The sequence below is a fragment of the Stenotrophomonas sp. genome, assembly GCF_031995405.1.
GTDB lineage: Bacteria > Pseudomonadota > Gammaproteobacteria > Xanthomonadales > Xanthomonadaceae > Stenotrophomonas.
The window spans coordinates 26,276-39,596 of sequence record NZ_DAMAGC010000029.1; the positions used below are offsets into that span (position 1 = coordinate 26,276).

Annotated in this window: 17 protein-coding genes; 3 read left to right on the top strand and 14 right to left on the bottom strand. The window is 67.7% G+C overall.

Annotation, left to right across the window (positions count from 1 at the left end):
• Positions 1 to 111: 111 nt before the first annotated feature.
• From rapZ to RTO53_RS07550, 10 genes are all read right to left on the bottom strand, one after another.
• Entirely contained in the window at positions 112 to 1,008 is an 897-nt protein-coding gene (rapZ, locus tag RTO53_RS07505; RefSeq protein WP_312237192.1) for an RNase adapter RapZ, read from the bottom strand.
• Positions 1,005 to 1,955 (bottom strand): HPr(Ser) kinase/phosphatase, encoded by a 951-nt coding sequence (hprK, locus tag RTO53_RS07510; protein WP_256775716.1) that lies wholly within the window; start codon positions 1,953 to 1,955, stop codon positions 1,005 to 1,007. The genes rapZ and hprK overlap by 4 nt, the downstream gene beginning before the upstream one ends.
• The gene (locus RTO53_RS07515; RefSeq protein WP_312237193.1) at positions 1,952 to 2,404 is read right to left on the bottom strand and encodes a PTS sugar transporter subunit IIA; all 453 of its coding nucleotides are present in this window, start codon (positions 2,402 to 2,404) and stop codon (positions 1,952 to 1,954) included. The genes hprK and RTO53_RS07515 overlap by 4 nt, the downstream gene beginning before the upstream one ends.
• 21 nt (positions 2,405 to 2,425) lie before the next feature.
• Complete coding sequence (raiA, locus tag RTO53_RS07520; protein WP_256775718.1) at positions 2,426 to 2,743, bottom strand: ribosome-associated translation inhibitor RaiA; 318 nt, start codon at positions 2,741 to 2,743, stop codon at positions 2,426 to 2,428.
• A 58-nt stretch (positions 2,744 to 2,801) separates the two neighbouring features.
• Entirely contained in the window at positions 2,802 to 4,241 is a 1,440-nt protein-coding gene (locus tag RTO53_RS07525) for an RNA polymerase factor sigma-54 (RefSeq protein ID WP_312237194.1), read from the bottom strand.
• 42 nt (positions 4,242 to 4,283) lie between these two features.
• A complete protein-coding gene (gene lptB, locus RTO53_RS07530) occupies positions 4,284 to 5,003 on the bottom strand; it encodes an LPS export ABC transporter ATP-binding protein (RefSeq protein ID WP_312237195.1) in 720 nt (239 codons plus the stop codon).
• A complete protein-coding gene (gene lptA / locus RTO53_RS07535) occupies positions 5,003 to 5,557 on the bottom strand; it encodes a lipopolysaccharide transport periplasmic protein LptA (RefSeq protein WP_312237196.1) in 555 nt (184 codons plus the stop codon). Before lptA ends, lptB begins: the two co-directional genes overlap by 1 nt.
• Before the next feature lie 147 nt (positions 5,558 to 5,704).
• Positions 5,705 to 6,265: an LPS export ABC transporter periplasmic protein LptC gene (gene lptC, locus RTO53_RS07540; protein WP_312237197.1), complete on the bottom strand. Its 561-nt coding sequence runs from the start codon at positions 6,263 to 6,265 to the stop codon at positions 5,705 to 5,707.
• Positions 6,262 to 6,810 carry an HAD hydrolase family protein gene (locus tag RTO53_RS07545; protein WP_312237198.1) on the bottom strand — a complete coding sequence of 183 codons (549 nt, stop codon included), beginning with the start codon at positions 6,808 to 6,810 and terminating at the stop codon, positions 6,262 to 6,264. The genes lptC and RTO53_RS07545 overlap by 4 nt, the downstream gene beginning before the upstream one ends.
• Before the next feature lie 44 nt (positions 6,811 to 6,854).
• Positions 6,855 to 7,856, bottom strand: coding sequence for a KpsF/GutQ family sugar-phosphate isomerase (locus RTO53_RS07550; RefSeq protein WP_312237199.1), 1,002 nt, complete (start codon positions 7,854 to 7,856; stop codon positions 6,855 to 6,857).
• 53 nt (positions 7,857 to 7,909) lie between these two features.
• On the opposite strand from RTO53_RS07550, the gene RTO53_RS07555 reads away from it, so the two are divergent.
• The 3 genes from RTO53_RS07555 to RTO53_RS07565 all read left to right on the top strand — a co-directional run bounded on the left by RTO53_RS07555 (position 7,910) and on the right by RTO53_RS07565 (position 9,822).
• Positions 7,910 to 8,143, top strand: a complete 234-nt coding sequence (locus RTO53_RS07555; protein ID WP_312237200.1) for a BolA family protein — start codon at positions 7,910 to 7,912, stop codon at positions 8,141 to 8,143.
• Between the two features lie 96 nt (positions 8,144 to 8,239).
• Positions 8,240 to 9,514 carry a UDP-N-acetylglucosamine 1-carboxyvinyltransferase gene (murA, locus tag RTO53_RS07560; RefSeq protein WP_312237201.1) on the top strand — a complete coding sequence of 425 codons (1,275 nt, stop codon included), beginning with the start codon at positions 8,240 to 8,242 and terminating at the stop codon, positions 9,512 to 9,514.
• Positions 9,511 to 9,822: an EF-hand domain-containing protein gene (locus RTO53_RS07565; protein ID WP_312237202.1), complete on the top strand. Its 312-nt coding sequence runs from the start codon at positions 9,511 to 9,513 to the stop codon at positions 9,820 to 9,822. Before murA ends, RTO53_RS07565 begins: the two co-directional genes overlap by 4 nt.
• 613 nt (positions 9,823 to 10,435) lie before the next feature.
• Here RTO53_RS07565 and RTO53_RS07570 read toward each other — a convergent pair.
• From RTO53_RS07570 to RTO53_RS07585, 4 genes are all read right to left on the bottom strand, one after another.
• A complete protein-coding gene (locus RTO53_RS07570; protein WP_312237203.1) occupies positions 10,436 to 11,119 on the bottom strand; it encodes a DUF3108 domain-containing protein in 684 nt (227 codons plus the stop codon).
• Positions 11,120 to 11,121: 2 nt separating this feature from the next.
• Positions 11,122 to 11,916, bottom strand: coding sequence for a DUF3108 domain-containing protein (locus tag RTO53_RS07575; RefSeq protein WP_312237204.1), 795 nt, complete (start codon positions 11,914 to 11,916; stop codon positions 11,122 to 11,124).
• Between the two features lie 67 nt (positions 11,917 to 11,983).
• Positions 11,984 to 12,643, bottom strand: a complete 660-nt coding sequence (gene purN, locus RTO53_RS07580) for a phosphoribosylglycinamide formyltransferase (RefSeq protein ID WP_312237205.1) — start codon at positions 12,641 to 12,643, stop codon at positions 11,984 to 11,986.
• Positions 12,640 to 13,251: a DUF2238 domain-containing protein gene (locus RTO53_RS07585; RefSeq protein ID WP_312237206.1), complete on the bottom strand. Its 612-nt coding sequence runs from the start codon at positions 13,249 to 13,251 to the stop codon at positions 12,640 to 12,642. The genes purN and RTO53_RS07585 overlap by 4 nt, the downstream gene beginning before the upstream one ends.
• Positions 13,252 to 13,321 lie beyond the last annotated feature (70 nt).

Below are 13,321 nucleotides of genomic sequence, written 5' to 3' on the forward strand. Positions count from 1 at the left end.
CCCGGGTGACAGCGGACCGTCGGGCCGATGCCCCTTGAAAAAGCGTCTCCGGAGGCGGGGTGGCCGGTCGGCGGACATCGGTGTGTTCCATGTCCGGTGACCGCAGCGCCCTCAATCCTGCTCGCGATGGAACGTGGCCACCTCGGCCCAGCCCTGCTCGCGGGCATGCCGGGCCATGCGCTCGGCCATGTACACCGAGCGGTGCTTGCCGCCGGTGCAGCCGAAGGCGACAGTCACATAGCTGCGGGTGTCATTGCCCAGCCGCGGCAGCCAGGTGTCGAGGAAGTCGATCAACTGGGCGGCGTAGCGCTGCACGTCCGGCTGCGCATCCAGGTGCTCGCGCACGCCGGCATCGCGGCCGGACAACGGCCGCAGCGCCGGGTCCCAGTGCGGGTTGGGCAGCACCCGTACGTCGAACACGAAGTCCGCTTCGGCCGGCACGCCGCGCTTGTAGGCGAAGGATTCGAACAGCAGCGACAGCTTGTTGCCGTGGGTCAGCGCGAACTCGGTAACCACCTTGCGGCGCAGCTGGTGCACGTTGAGCGTGGTGGTGTCGATCACCGCATCGGCGGCGCGGCGCAGCGGCGCGGTCAGCTCGCGCTCGCGGGCGATCGCCTCGGGCAACGACAGCCCCAGCTGGCTCAGCGGGTGGCGGCGCCGGGTGTCGGCGTAGCGCTTGAGCAGGGTTTCGTCGGTGGCATCGAAGAACAGCAGCTGTGCATCCAGCCCGGCGGCCTGGGCCTCTTCGCGCCAGTGCGACAGCTGGCTCAGGTCGCTCTGCCCGCGCACGTCGATGCCCACGGCCAGCCGCCGGGGCGCCTCGGCGTCGTGCCCGGCCAACAGGCTGCGCACGAAGTCGGGCAGCAGGTTGATCGGCAGGTTGTCCGAGCAGTAGTAGTCCAGGTCTTCCAGGGTCTTGAGCGCGACCGTCTTGCCCGAACCCGACAGCCCGCTGACGATGATCAGGGTGGCGGCGGCAGGCGCGGAGGCGGGGGCGGGGGTGTTCATGGCGTTCGGCGTTCCAGCAGGTTGCTGTGGCGGGCGATGAACATCGCCGCGGGGTCGATGCCCTTGGTACGTAAAATGTGCAGCCGGGTGGCCGCCTCGGTCAGTACCGACAGGTTGCGGCCGGGCATCACCGGCAGGGTGATCAGCGGCACGTCCAGGTCCAGCACGTGGCGGGTGCCGGAATCGCCGGTCAGGCGCTCGTAACCGTGCGGGGTGGGTTCGGTCATGGGCTTGGTCAGGTGGACGATCAGCCGAAGGTACTTGTTCTTCTTTACCGCTGTGTCACCGAACATCTCGCGCACGTTGAGCACGCCCAGGCCGCGCACTTCCAGCAGGTCCTGCAGCAGCTCGGGGCAGGTGCCGTCCAGCACGTCCGGGGCGATCTGGGTGAACTCGGGGGCGTCATCGGCCACCAGGCGGTGGCCGCGGCTGAGCAGCTCCAGCGCCAGCTCGCTCTTGCCCGAGCCGGCTTCGCCGGTGATCAGCACGCCGATGGAGTAGATCTCCATGAACACGCCATGCAGGATCACCCGCGGCGCCAGCGTGCGCGCCAGGTGGTAGGATAGATGGTTGAGCAGTTCGTGGCCACGCTTGGGCGAGATCCACAGGGGCGTCTGCGATTCGTCGGCCGCCGCGCGCAGGTCTTCCGGGCAGGGCTGGTTGCGGGTGATCACCAGCGCCAGCGGGTGCGACTGCATGATCCGTTCGATGGTCTCCCAGCGCTGGCGCGAGTCCAGCGAGTCGAGCCAGGACAATTCCTCGGTGCCCAGGATCTGCACTTTGTTCGGGTAGATCGCGTTGAGGTAGCCGGCCAGCGACGGGCGCCGGGAAACGGTGTTGCCCGCTTCCAGTTCGCGGCGCTCGCCCTGCTTGCCGGCAACCCAGCGCAGGGCCAGGCGGTCGCGCTGCTGTTCGAACAGCTCACGCGCGGTGATGCTGGTATTCATGCGGCGCTCGCCGGCGGGGGAAATTCGATGACCTGGCGCAGTGCCTCGCCGTCGCGCGCGTCGCGCAGCGCCTGGCGGATGGCCGGCTCGGAGAACAGCTCGGCCAGTTCTGACAGCAGCATCAGGTGTTGATGGGTGTAGTGGGCCGGCACGGCAATGGCGAACACCAGGTCCACCGGCTCGTTGCCGCCGAACTCGACCGGGGCTTCCAGTCGCAGCAGGGCACCGCGCGGACGTTCAAGCAGCGGCGCGCGGCCGTGCGGGATGGCGATGCCGTGGCCGATCGCCGTGCTGCCCAGCTGCTCGCGCTGGCACAGGTTCTGGTAGATCTGCTCGGCATTGGCTTCGCGGCAGGCCAGCAGCCGGGCGGCCGCCAGCAGGACGCTGTCGCGATCGGCGGCCGGCAACACTTGCGTGCGCACGGCCGCCAGAAGATCAGTCAAGGGCATGTCAGGGGAAGAGCGAGGACGTCAGTCGTCATTGTCGCCCACGGGCAGCGGTGCGTGCTGCTGTTTTTTCTCCTTGTGCTTGATCACAAGGCGGTCCAGCTTGTCGGCCAGGATGTCGATGGCCGCATACATGGTCTGGCCGCCGGCCTCGGCGTGCAGGGTCTGGCCGGGAACGTTGGCACTGGCATCGGCGTGATGCTCGTTCTTGCGCAGCTCAAGGGTCACCCGCACTTCGCAGTGCTGGTCGAAGTGCTTGCCCAGGCGCTGCAGCTTGGTTTCCACGTATTCCTGCAGGGCCGGGGTGACTTCCACGTCTTTGCCAAACGTCTCGATGCGCATCGGGTATCTCCTTTGTTCGGATGTGCCAATGAACCTTCCCGCCAGGCGCGGTGGAGCGTCAGACGATTCGTACCCTTTCGTGCGAGGCGGAAATGTTCATGGCCTCACGATACTTCGCCACGGTGCGGCGCGCCACCGGTATTCCGGTGGTCTTGAGCAGGTCAGCCAGCTTGGCGTCAGAAAGCGGCTTGCGCGGGTTCTCGTCGTCGATCAGGCGGCGGATCATGGCCTGGATGGCGGTGCTGGAGGCCTCGCCGCCGCTGTCGGTGTCGATGCCCGAGGCGAAGAACGCGCGCAGCGGCAGGGTGCCGCGCGGGGTGCGCACGTACTTGCGGGCGATGGCGCGGGAGATGGTCGATTCGTGCAGGCCCAGTTCGCCGGCGACCTCGCGCAGGGTCAGCGGGCGCAGCGCCTGTTCACCGAATTCCAGGAACGCAGCCTGCTGCTGCAGCAGGCTGCGCATGACCCGCAACAGGGTTTCGCCACGCGCCTCCAGGCCCTTGAGCAGCCAGCGCGCTTCCTGCAGGTGGGCGCGCAGGTAGCCGGCGTCGGCGTCGCCGCAGCGGCGGATCATCTGTTCGTAGCCGCGGTGGATCACCAGCTTCGGTCCGGCGTGGGCGGCCAGGGCGGCGCGCCACACGCCGTTCTGGCGCCACACCACGCAATCGGGCACCACGTAGCTGTCATGGGCGAGTTCGCCGATCTGGGTGCCCGGGCGCGGGTCCAGGGAGCGCAGCAACTGCACCGCGGTTTCGACCTCGGCCAGCGGCTCGCGCAGCTCCTGCGCCAGGCCGGCCACGCCACTGCGCGGCAACCGTTCCAGCGGGCCGTCGGCGATGCGCCGGGCCAGCATCAGGCCGGGGGTATCGGCGGACAGCACGTCCAGCTGCAGCTGCAGGCATTCGCCCAGGCTGCGCGCGCCGACCCCGATCGGGTCGAAGCGCTGGATCTGGTGCAGGACGGTGAGGATCTCGGCGTCATCGGCGTGAATGGCCGGGAGCAGGGTGTCGGCGATGGCCGACAGGGGCTCGCGCAGGTAGCCATCGTCTTCGAAGGCGTCGATGAGCGCCGCGCCGATGCTGCGGTCGCGTGCGGACAGGTGCGACAGGTGCAGCTGCCACAGCAGGTGGTCGGCCAGGGTTTCGGTTTCGGCCACGCGCTCGGCAGCGCTGCCGTTGTCGTCATCGTCGAACGAGCCGCCGCTGTTGCCGCTGCTCCAGTCGCCTTCACCGGGCGACCAGTCGTCGCTGGCCGAGGCCTGGTGCTCGCCGTCGGTGTGGGTGTCGGCCGGTGTCGGCGGGCGCTCGTCGTCGCTGGGCGCCACGTCCAGCGTCGGCTCGGCGTTCTCGGCCCAGTCCAGCAGCGGGTTGGTCTCCACCGCTTCGGCGATTTCCAGCTCCAGTTCCGCGCTGGACATCTGCAACAGCTTGATGGCCTGACGCAGCTGCGGCGTCATGACCAGTTGTTGTCCCAGCGATGTCTGCAGCCGTGCTTTCATGCCTGTGCCGAACGGAAGGAAGGCGTTGCGGCGGCCGCTGGATCAGAGCTTGAAGGTGTCCCCAAGGTAGACGCGGCGGACGTCGGCGTTGGCCAGGATCTCGTCCGGCGCGCCCTGTGCCAGCACGCTGCCCTCGTTGAGGATATACGCGCGGTCGCAGATTCCCAAGGTTTCGCGGACATTGTGGTCGGTGATCAGCACGCCGATGCCACGCTGCTTGAGGTGGGTGACGATGCGCTGGATTTCACCGACCGAAATCGGGTCGACACCGGCGAAGGGTTCGTCGAGCAGGATCAGGCGGGGCCTGGCGGCCAGCGCGCGGGCGATTTCACAGCGGCGGCGCTCACCGCCGGAGAGGCTGGCACCGAGCTGGTCGGCCACGTGGTTGATCTGCAGTTCGTCCAGCAGGCTGGCCAGTTCCTTCTCGCGGCCGGCCTTGTCCAGGTCTTCGCGCAGTTCCAGTACCAGGCGCAGGTTGTCGGCCACGGTCAGCTTGCGGAACACCGACGGTTCCTGCGGCAGGTAACCCACGCCCTGCTTGGCGCGGGTGTACATCGGGTCGCTGGTGATGTCCTTGCCGTCCAGCACGATGCTGCCAGCGTCGGTCTCGACCAGGCCGACGATCATGTAGAAGCAGGTGGTCTTGCCGGCACCGTTGGGGCCGAGCAGGCCGACCACTTCACCGGCGTCCAGGGTCAGGCCGAAATCCTTGACCACTTCGCGCTGCTTGTAGCGCTTGCGCAGGCCTTTGGCGACGAGCATTACTTTTTGCTCCCGGCGGTGGGGACGGTGGTCTTGGTGGCCGGCGTGGCCGCCGCCGGTGCCGGGGTCTTGTTCTTGGGCGGAATCACGGTGCGCACGCGGGTGCCATCGCCACCGCTGTTCATTTCGCTGGTGCGGGTGTTGTAGGTCATCTTCTGGCCGGCGTTGGTGCCACGTGCGCTCTTGACGTGGTAATTGCCGGTCATGGTCAGCACTTCGGCCTTGATGTCGTAGTCGATGCGGTCGGCGCTGGCGTCCATCCAGGTGCCGTCATCGAGCTGCTGCTTGAGCTTGGCCTGCTTGCCGGTGAACACCGCGCGCACCGCCTCGCCATCCTTCATGTAGATCTCCGCATCCGAAGAGCGCAGGTCCAGGGTGCCCTGGGTGACGACCACGCCCTGGGAGAGCACGGTCTTGCCGTCGCCCACCAGGGTGCCGGCCTGGGCGCCCGATTCGATGTTCATGTTTTCGTTGCGGTCCGTGGACTTCGCGCTGGCGGCGAAGGCGGGGGCCAGGAGGCTGATCGCGCAGGCGGCTGCAAATAGGATCTTCATGGAGTTGGTCTGTCCTGCCAGTGTAGGGGCGTGGCCGTGGGCGGCCGGGCATTGTCGGGGTCGTGGCCAGGCGTGGGCGCGGCCGGTGAATCGGGTGGTGCTGTGCCGCCGGCGCCGGTCCCGAGGACGTCGCCAGGCGGCACCGGCTCAGCGTTGGGGCGTGTAGCTGCCCTTGGACTGGCTCAGGAACTGGTAGGTCTTGCTCTTGGAATCCAGCTCGAAGCCGACCCCGGACTGGGTCATGCCCGGGCGGGTCATGGTGACCAGGGCATCGGTCTTGGCGCGGTTTTCCTTCGGAAACACGTCCAGGTGGTCGGTACGGAAGGTGGTGGGCGGCACGCTGGGCACCTTGGGGCTGTCGCCGCTGACGTTGCCGGTGAGCTTGAGCTGTTCGCCGTTGGCGCTCACCCAGCCTTTTTCGCTGCGCAGTTCCCAGTGGTTGCCTTCGTTGTCGGGCAGCAGGAACAGCGGGGTGACGATGCTCATCGTCTCATCGCTGCGCAGGCGCTCCAGCAGCGGGGCCTGCAGGGTGGTGGATTCCTTGCCCTGGTCGTCCAGCGCCACGATCTGGAAATCATGCAGCACATAGTCCTTGGTGCCGTCGTCGGTGACTTCGTCGGCCGGCTTGTCGCGGTGGCGCAGCAGCGACCAGCCGCTGAGCAGCGCGGCGACCAGCAGCAGGGCGCCCAGAGCGTTGCGCCAGGTCATGCGCCGAACCTCGCCAGGACCGCGTCCACATGGCCCTGCGCGGCCAGCAGCACGTCGCACAGCTCGCGTGCGGCGCCACGGCCGCCATCGGCACGGGTCTGCCAGTGCACGCGTTCAGCGATCCAGGGATGGGCATTGGCCGGCGCCACGGCCAGGCCGACCGCGCACAGCGGGGCCAGGTCCGGCAGGTCGTCGCCCATGAACGCGACCTGGTCCAGGCCGATGCCATGGGTGTCGCAGAGGGCGCGCACGCTGGCCAGCTTGTCGCCGACCGCGATCTGGGTGTCGATGCCCAGGTCCGCGCCGCGCTTCTGCGCGGACAGGCTGTTGCGCGCGGTGATCAGCACCGGGTGGATGCCGTGCTGCTGCAGCAGTTTCAGGCCAAGTCCGTCCTGCACGTAATACGCCTTGCTCTCGTTGCCGTCACGGTCGTAGTAGAGCCGACCGTCGGTGAGCGTGCCGTCCACGTCGAAGCAGGCCAGCCGGATGCGGCCGGCGATGGCATGCAGGTGGGACGGGAAACCGGGCAGCGGGGAATAGGGCATCGGCAGGGGGGCAGGTTGGCTGAATGGAGGAAGGGAACTGTGGTTTAAACCACCCGCGCCCGCAACAGGTCATGAATGTTGAGTGCGCCGACCAGCCGGCCGGCGGCGTCGACCACCATCAGGCCGGTGATCTTGTGGGTCTCCATCAAGCGGGCGGCCTCGGCGGCGAGCTGGTCGGCGCCGATGGTGCGCGGATTGCGGGTCATCACCTCGGCGATCTTCGCACTGCGCACGTCCAGGTCGGTATCCAGCGCGCGGCGCAGGTCGCCGTCGGTGAACAGGCCGATCAGGCGGTCGTCGGCATCGACCACGGCGGTCATGCCCAGCCGCTTGCGGCTCATCTCCACCAGCGCCTCGCTGAGCGTGGCGCCGGCGTCCACGCGCGGCAGTTCCTCGCCGCTGTGCATCACGTCGGTGATATGCAGCAGCAGCCGGCGGCCGAGGCTGCCGGCCGGGTGTGAGCGGGCGAAATCGTCGGCGGTGAAGCCGCGCGCATCGAGCAGCGCCACCGCCAGCGCATCGCCCATCGCCAGCGAGGCGGTGGTGCTGGAGGTCGGGGCCAGCGCCAGTGGGCAGGCCTCGGCCGGCACGCTGACATCCAGATGAACGTCGGCGGCCACGGCCAGGCTCGACTGCGGCCGCCCGGTCATGGCGATCAGCCGGTTGCCCTGGCGCTTGAGCACCGGCAGCAGCATCAGCAGCTCGTCGGACTCGCCCGAGTAGGACAGCGCCACCACCACATCGTCCTCGGTGATCATGCCAAGGTCGCCGTGGCCGGCTTCACCGGGGTGCACGTAGAACGCCGGGGTGCCGGTGGAGGCCAGCGTGGCGGCGATCTTGCGCGCCACATGGCCGGATTTGCCCATGCCGGTGGCCACTACCCGGCCCTTGCCCTGCAGGATCAGCTGGCAGGCCTGGCTGAAGGCGTCGCCGAGGCGATCGGCGACGGCGGCCAGGGCATCGGCCTCGATCTGGAAGACGCGGCGGCCGCTGGCGACCAGTGCCGCAGCGTCGGCCGGATGAGGGAGCAGGGGCGATACAGCCATGCGGGCGCCACGCGGAAGAGTAGAATGAGCGCTCATTTTATTAGGAAAGCCCGTTGGACGCCGAGACCATCCGCAATCTGATCGAAACCGGCCTCCCCGGCGCCCGCGCGGACGTGCAGGGCGACGATGGCGTGCACTTCGAGGCCACCGTGGTCTGTGACGGCTTTGCCGGCAAGCTGCCGCTGGCGCGCCACCGCATGGTCTATGCCACCCTGGGCGATCTGATGGGCGGGGCGATCCACGCGCTGGCGCTGAAGACCGTGACCACTGCTGAAGCCGGCGGTTGATTCCGCACGCTCGCCCGCGCCTCCCTTTCAGCCGACCAACGGTCGGCTCTACTCAGCTGACCAACGGTTGGCTCTACCTCACCCCAAGTAGATTCCATGGCCAAGATCGTAGTGACCGGCGGCAAGCCGCTGCACGGTGAAGTGAACATTTCCGGCGCCAAGAACGCCGTCCTCCCCATCCTGTGCGCCACCCTGCTGGCCGATGCGCCGGTGGAAATCACCAACGTGCCCCACCTGCACGACGTGGTCACCACGGTGAAGCTGCTCGGCGAGCTGGGCGCCAAGGTCACCATCGACCAGGGCACGCTGTCGCGTGGCAGCGCGATCGTGGTCGATCCGCGCCCGGTCAACCAGCACGTGGCCCCGTATGAACTGGTGCGCACCATGCGCGCCTCGATCCTGGTGCTGGGTCCGCTGCTGGCCCGCTTCGGCGCGGCCGAAGTGTCGCTGCCCGGCGGCTGCGCGATCGGCTCGCGTCCGGTGGACCAGCACATCAAGGGCCTGCAGGCCCTCGGTGCGGAAATCACCGTCGAGAACGGCTTCATCAAGGCCCAGGCCAAGCGTTTGAAGGGTGCGCACTTCACCTTCGACATGGTCAGCGTCACCGGCACCGAGAACGTGCTGATGGCCGCCGTGCTGGCCGAGGGCACCACCGTGCTCGACAACGCGGCGATGGAGCCGGAAGTCACCGACCTGGCGCATTGCCTGATCGCGCTCGGCGCGAAGATCGAAGGCCTGGGCACCGCCCGCCTGGTGATCGAAGGCGTGGAGAAGCTGTCCGGCGGCCGTCATGAAGTGCTGCCCGACCGCATCGAGACCGGCACCTTCCTGGTGGCCGCGGCGATGACCGGTGGCAAGGTCACCGTCAACCGCGCGCGCCCGAACACGATGGATGCGGTGCTGTCCAAGCTGGTGGAAGCCGGTGCGAAGATCGAGACCACCGATGACAGCATCACCCTGGACATGCAGGGCAAGCGCCCGCGTGCGGTCAACCTGACCACCGCGCCGTACCCGGCCTTCCCGACCGACATGCAGGCGCAGTTCATGGCGCTCAACTGCGTGGCCGACGGTGTGGGCGTGATCAATGAAACGATCTTCGAAAACCGCTTCATGCACGTCAACGAACTGCTGCGCCTGGGCGCGGACATCCAGGTCGAAGGACATACCGCGATCGTGCGTGGCGCTGAACATCTCAGTGGCGCGCCGGTGATGGCCACCGACCTGCGCGCGTCGGCCTCGCTGATCCTGGCCGGCCTGATGGCCGACGGTGACACCACCATCGACCGCATCTACCACCTGGACCGCGGCTACGAGAACATCGAAGAAAAGCTGTCCTCGCTGGGCGCGACCATCCGGCGCGTGGCCGCATGATCCTGCGCGGCAAGTTCACCCGCCGCCGCAAGGCACTGCTGGTGCTCGTACTGGTGGTGCTGGCGTGGCTGGGCTACGCCTGGTACGCCGACATCGCCATCACCCAGGGCATCGAGCAGCAGGACATGGACTGGAATGCCGACGGCACGGTCAGCCGCACCGAAGTACTGCAGGCGTTCTATGCGGTGGGCGTCACCAACAAGCAGGAAGGCAACCGGCATTGCCGCACCTTCTACTGGCGCAACAACGGCGAGCAGATCCGCGTGGACTGCAAGACGGTGTTCGGCGAAGACGCCAAAAAGGAATGAAAAACGCCCGCGCAAGCGGGCGTTTTTTTGCGCTTCGCATTTTGGATTCTTCGCACATACGCGGGGTAACCACGAAGCACGCCTTGCGTCTTGCCTGCGCGGCGGTCGGTGGGTCGGGCGCCGGGCCTCCATAGCCTTTCCGGCGACGCCCCCGGCGTCGGCCTTCGGCCGCCGCTTCCTCCTTTATTTCGCCTCCAAGGGCATGGGGGCCCAGCGCCCGACCCACCGACCAGCGCCAGAAAAGCTTTGGATTCTCCTGCTTACCGCAAGCCGAGCCCCTTAGCGGCCGGTAGGCTCCTGGGCAAAATAAAGGAGGAGGCCGCCAGGCCGGGGGACACTACGCCAGGGGCCTACCGGCCGCTAAGGGGCCCTCACGCGCGCAATAGCCCAATCGAAGACACAACAAGATCCAAGCGCCACTCTTGGGACCAGATCAACAGGTCACCGTTGGAAGAAGGGCCTCCAACGGCGCACATCCCACGACAACACCTGCAGGCACATCCACGCCATGCGTGGAGACCGCGCGCAACGTGGTGCAGAGCATCCGCTGCCAGAATCGCTGTGGTGGCGCGGCCGGCCGGGGCTCAATCCCGGCCGAACACGCGGCCCATCCTCAGTTCATGCCCTTGATCGTCAGGTCCAGCGCATCCTTTCCACTCTCACGCTGCAGCAGGCGCGCCGGCACCGGGAATTCCGGCACGATCCAGGCGATCAGTTCCTTGTTGCCATCGGTACGCGAGACCTTGGTGGCATCGTAGGACTTGCCCCCCACCGTGATCTTCTCCTTGCCGACCACCTTGTAGCTCATCGGCTTGACCCGGCCTTCGTCGACCATGCGGTAGTTCAGCGGCTTGCCGGCCGCCAGGTCGCGCGCGATCGCCAGGTTGATCAGCAGCGCGTCCATGTCACCGGCCTTCAACGCCACCGGGCCGCGGCGGTCCGGCTTGACGTCGCCGGTCCAGGTGGCCTGGTTGCTGGACCAGTTGTAGGTGGCATCCACATTGCGCTTCTTGACCAGCAGCACCGAGCGGTCGTTGCTGCTCAGCGGGCGCAGGCGGCCGTTGGCTTCCTCGAAGACCGTGCTCTGGCTGAGATCGGCCAGCTGGTTCTTGACGTTGAGGCTGTAGCGCCACTTGTTGGCGCCTTCGCTGGCCAGGGTCATGGTGCCGTTGGCCTGCATGCCCATGTAGCTGGCCTGGTAATCGGCCTTGAAGGGTTGCAGGGCCATGGCCGGCAGGCTCACCACGGCCAGGGCGCCAGCAGCGATCCAGGTCAGCGGACGGTTCATCAGGTTCATGCTCAGACTCCTTGGTATTCGATCAGGCGCAGATCAATCCGATCTTCGCCATCTTCGCGTTGCAGGATGCGCACCGGCGTGGGAACGCCGTTGGCAATCCAGAGGATGGTTTCGTCATTGCCGCCGTTGGTCCGATAGACCCGCAGCGCGTTGTAGGAGAGCTCGCCAACCTGGACGTTCTCGGTGTCCGGGGCGGCCTGGTACTCATGCTGGCGCACGCGGCCAACATCGACATAGCGGTAGCGCATCTGCCCGCCGGGACGGGCATCGCGCATGATCGCCAGGTTGATCAGCAGCGCGCTCTGGTCGCCGGGCTGCAGCGGGATCGGCTGGGTGCGTTCCTTCTTCAGGTCGCCCAGCCACTGCGCGGTACCGGCTTGCCAGTTGTAGGTGCCGCTGACCTTCTTGCCGAGGAACAGGCCCTTGCGCACCGTGGCCTGGCTGATCGGCACGTAGGTATCGCCGCGTTTCTCGAAGACCGTGCTCTGTTCCAGGTTCAAGCCGAGCACGCTGGCAAAGCCGCGGCGGCCGACCACCTGCATGTCCACCCGCCACTGCGCGCCGCCGGTGTGGGTCACGCGCATGGTGGCATCACCGGCCTCCTTGCCCTTGTACAGCGCCTGGTAGGTCGCGGTGAACGGTTCCAGCGCGGGGGCCTCCCAGCTGATCGCGGGCACCGCCGACAACGGAGGCGGCGCGGCCGGGGCCGGGGTTTGCGGCTCCTGCGCCTGCGCGATCGCCACGGTGCACAGCAGGGATGCAAGCAGCAGCACTGGCTTGGACGGGGAGGTCTTCATGCGGGCAGGGAAAGAAGGGAGGGAGGAGGATGACAGCGAACGGATCAGCAGCGCGTGTGCGTGCCGATCACGCGTTCAGCTTGCCGGCGCAATCTAGGCGCAGCGGGCTAAACAGGGGGTGACCGTCGAGCAGCAGCTGTCCCCCGCGTTCAGCCACGCGCCCGGCCACCAACCACTGCAGGCTGGCGATGAGCAGCGGGTGCTCCACGGCCAGCACGCGACGGGCCAGGGTGTCGGGGGTGTCGCCGGGCTCTACCGGCACCCGCGCCTGGGCCAGGACGGTGCCGGCATCCAGCTCGGGCACCACGAAGTGCACGCTGGCGCCGTGCTCGGCATCGCCGGCCTCCAGCGCGCGCGCATGCGTGTGCAGGCCCTTGTAAAGGGGCAGCAGCGAGGGATGGATGTTGACCAGCCGGCCGTCGAAGCGTTCAACGAAACGTTGGCCGAGGATGCGCATGTAACCGGCGCAGACCACCCAGTCCGGCGTGAAGCCAGCCAGCGCATCGCCGAGCGCGGTATCGAAGGCCTCACGGTCGGCGAAATCCCGGGGCGAGCGTGCCCAGCGCTGTCCGGGCGCCACGTGCTGCAGCGCAGGCGCCTCGGGCTTGTCGGACAGCACCGCGACTACCTCGGCATCGAGTTGGCCGGTGGCGATCGCGGCCAGGATCGCCTGCAGGTTGCTGCCCCTGCCGGAGGCCAGCACCGCGATGCGACTGCGCGTACTCATCGCCGCGCCTCCCGGCCCACCAGCGGCCACATCAGCAGGCTGCCCAGCGTGGCCAGCAGCATGTCCGCGTGCGCATCCCACATGTCGCCCTGCTGGCCGTTGTAGGCCTCGGCCGCCTCGGGCGACAGCAGCAGTGCGATACCCCATTCGAGCCATTCGTAGGCCAGGCTGGAGCACATGATCACCATCACCGACAGGGTGAAGGCCTGGCCGATGCGCAGTGCTGGCCAGGCATGCCTGGCCAGCTGTACCAGCGCGGGGGTGAAGCACAGGCCGTAGAGCAGGTGGATGAACCGGTCGAAGTGGTTGCGCTGCCAGCCGAACGCCGCATTGGGCGACCAGCCGGTCGCGGCCTGCAGCCAGGCGTCGTAGGGCACGTTGGAATAAAGCCAGCGCGCGGCCACGCAGTGGATGGCGATGAAGGCGCAGATCGCGATGAAGGCGCCATTGCCCAGCGGCCAGCGGCGATTCACCCACCACAGCGCGACCAGCCCGATCACCGCGAGTGAGCCGTGCAAGGCCTGTTCGGCCGGCCACAGCGGATGCACCCAGGTGGCGGCGAACACGGCCAGTACGCCGGCGAACGCGATCTTCCTGGCAATGGACATGGGCGCGACGATTCGCCTGAGGAGGGTCATGGCCGGGGGTGTCGGCGAATCACGATGTCGGTGCGAGCGG

Excerpts from the sequence above, each read along its gene's own strand:
- rapZ (WP_312237192.1), bottom strand. The coding sequence starts at position 1,008 with ATGAACACCCCCGCCCCCGCCTCCGCGCCTGCCGCCGCCACCCTGATC.
- hprK (WP_256775716.1), bottom strand. The coding sequence starts at position 1,955 with ATGAATACCAGCATCACCGCGCGTGAGCTGTTCGAACAGCAGCGCGAC.
- RTO53_RS07515 (WP_312237193.1), bottom strand. The coding sequence starts at position 2,404 with ATGCCCTTGACTGATCTTCTGGCGGCCGTGCGCACGCAAGTGTTGCCG.
- raiA (WP_256775718.1), bottom strand. The coding sequence starts at position 2,743 with ATGCGCATCGAGACGTTTGGCAAAGACGTGGAAGTCACCCCGGCCCTG.
- RTO53_RS07525 (WP_312237194.1), bottom strand. The coding sequence starts at position 4,241 with ATGAAAGCACGGCTGCAGACATCGCTGGGACAACAACTGGTCATGACG.
- lptB (WP_312237195.1), bottom strand. The coding sequence starts at position 5,003 with ATGCTCGTCGCCAAAGGCCTGCGCAAGCGCTACAAGCAGCGCGAAGTG.
- lptA (WP_312237196.1), bottom strand. The coding sequence starts at position 5,557 with ATGAAGATCCTATTTGCAGCCGCCTGCGCGATCAGCCTCCTGGCCCCC.
- lptC (WP_312237197.1), bottom strand. The coding sequence starts at position 6,265 with ATGACCTGGCGCAACGCTCTGGGCGCCCTGCTGCTGGTCGCCGCGCTG.
- RTO53_RS07545 (WP_312237198.1), bottom strand. The coding sequence starts at position 6,810 with ATGCCCTATTCCCCGCTGCCCGGTTTCCCGTCCCACCTGCATGCCATC.
- RTO53_RS07550 (WP_312237199.1), bottom strand. The coding sequence starts at position 7,856 with ATGGCTGTATCGCCCCTGCTCCCTCATCCGGCCGACGCTGCGGCACTG.
- murA (WP_312237201.1), top strand. The coding sequence starts at position 8,240 with ATGGCCAAGATCGTAGTGACCGGCGGCAAGCCGCTGCACGGTGAAGTG.
- RTO53_RS07565 (WP_312237202.1), top strand. The coding sequence starts at position 9,511 with ATGATCCTGCGCGGCAAGTTCACCCGCCGCCGCAAGGCACTGCTGGTG.
- RTO53_RS07570 (WP_312237203.1), bottom strand. The coding sequence starts at position 11,119 with ATGAACCTGATGAACCGTCCGCTGACCTGGATCGCTGCTGGCGCCCTG.
- RTO53_RS07575 (WP_312237204.1), bottom strand. The coding sequence starts at position 11,916 with ATGAAGACCTCCCCGTCCAAGCCAGTGCTGCTGCTTGCATCCCTGCTG.
- purN (WP_312237205.1), bottom strand. The coding sequence starts at position 12,643 with ATGAGTACGCGCAGTCGCATCGCGGTGCTGGCCTCCGGCAGGGGCAGC.
- RTO53_RS07585 (WP_312237206.1), bottom strand. The coding sequence starts at position 13,251 with ATGTCCATTGCCAGGAAGATCGCGTTCGCCGGCGTACTGGCCGTGTTC.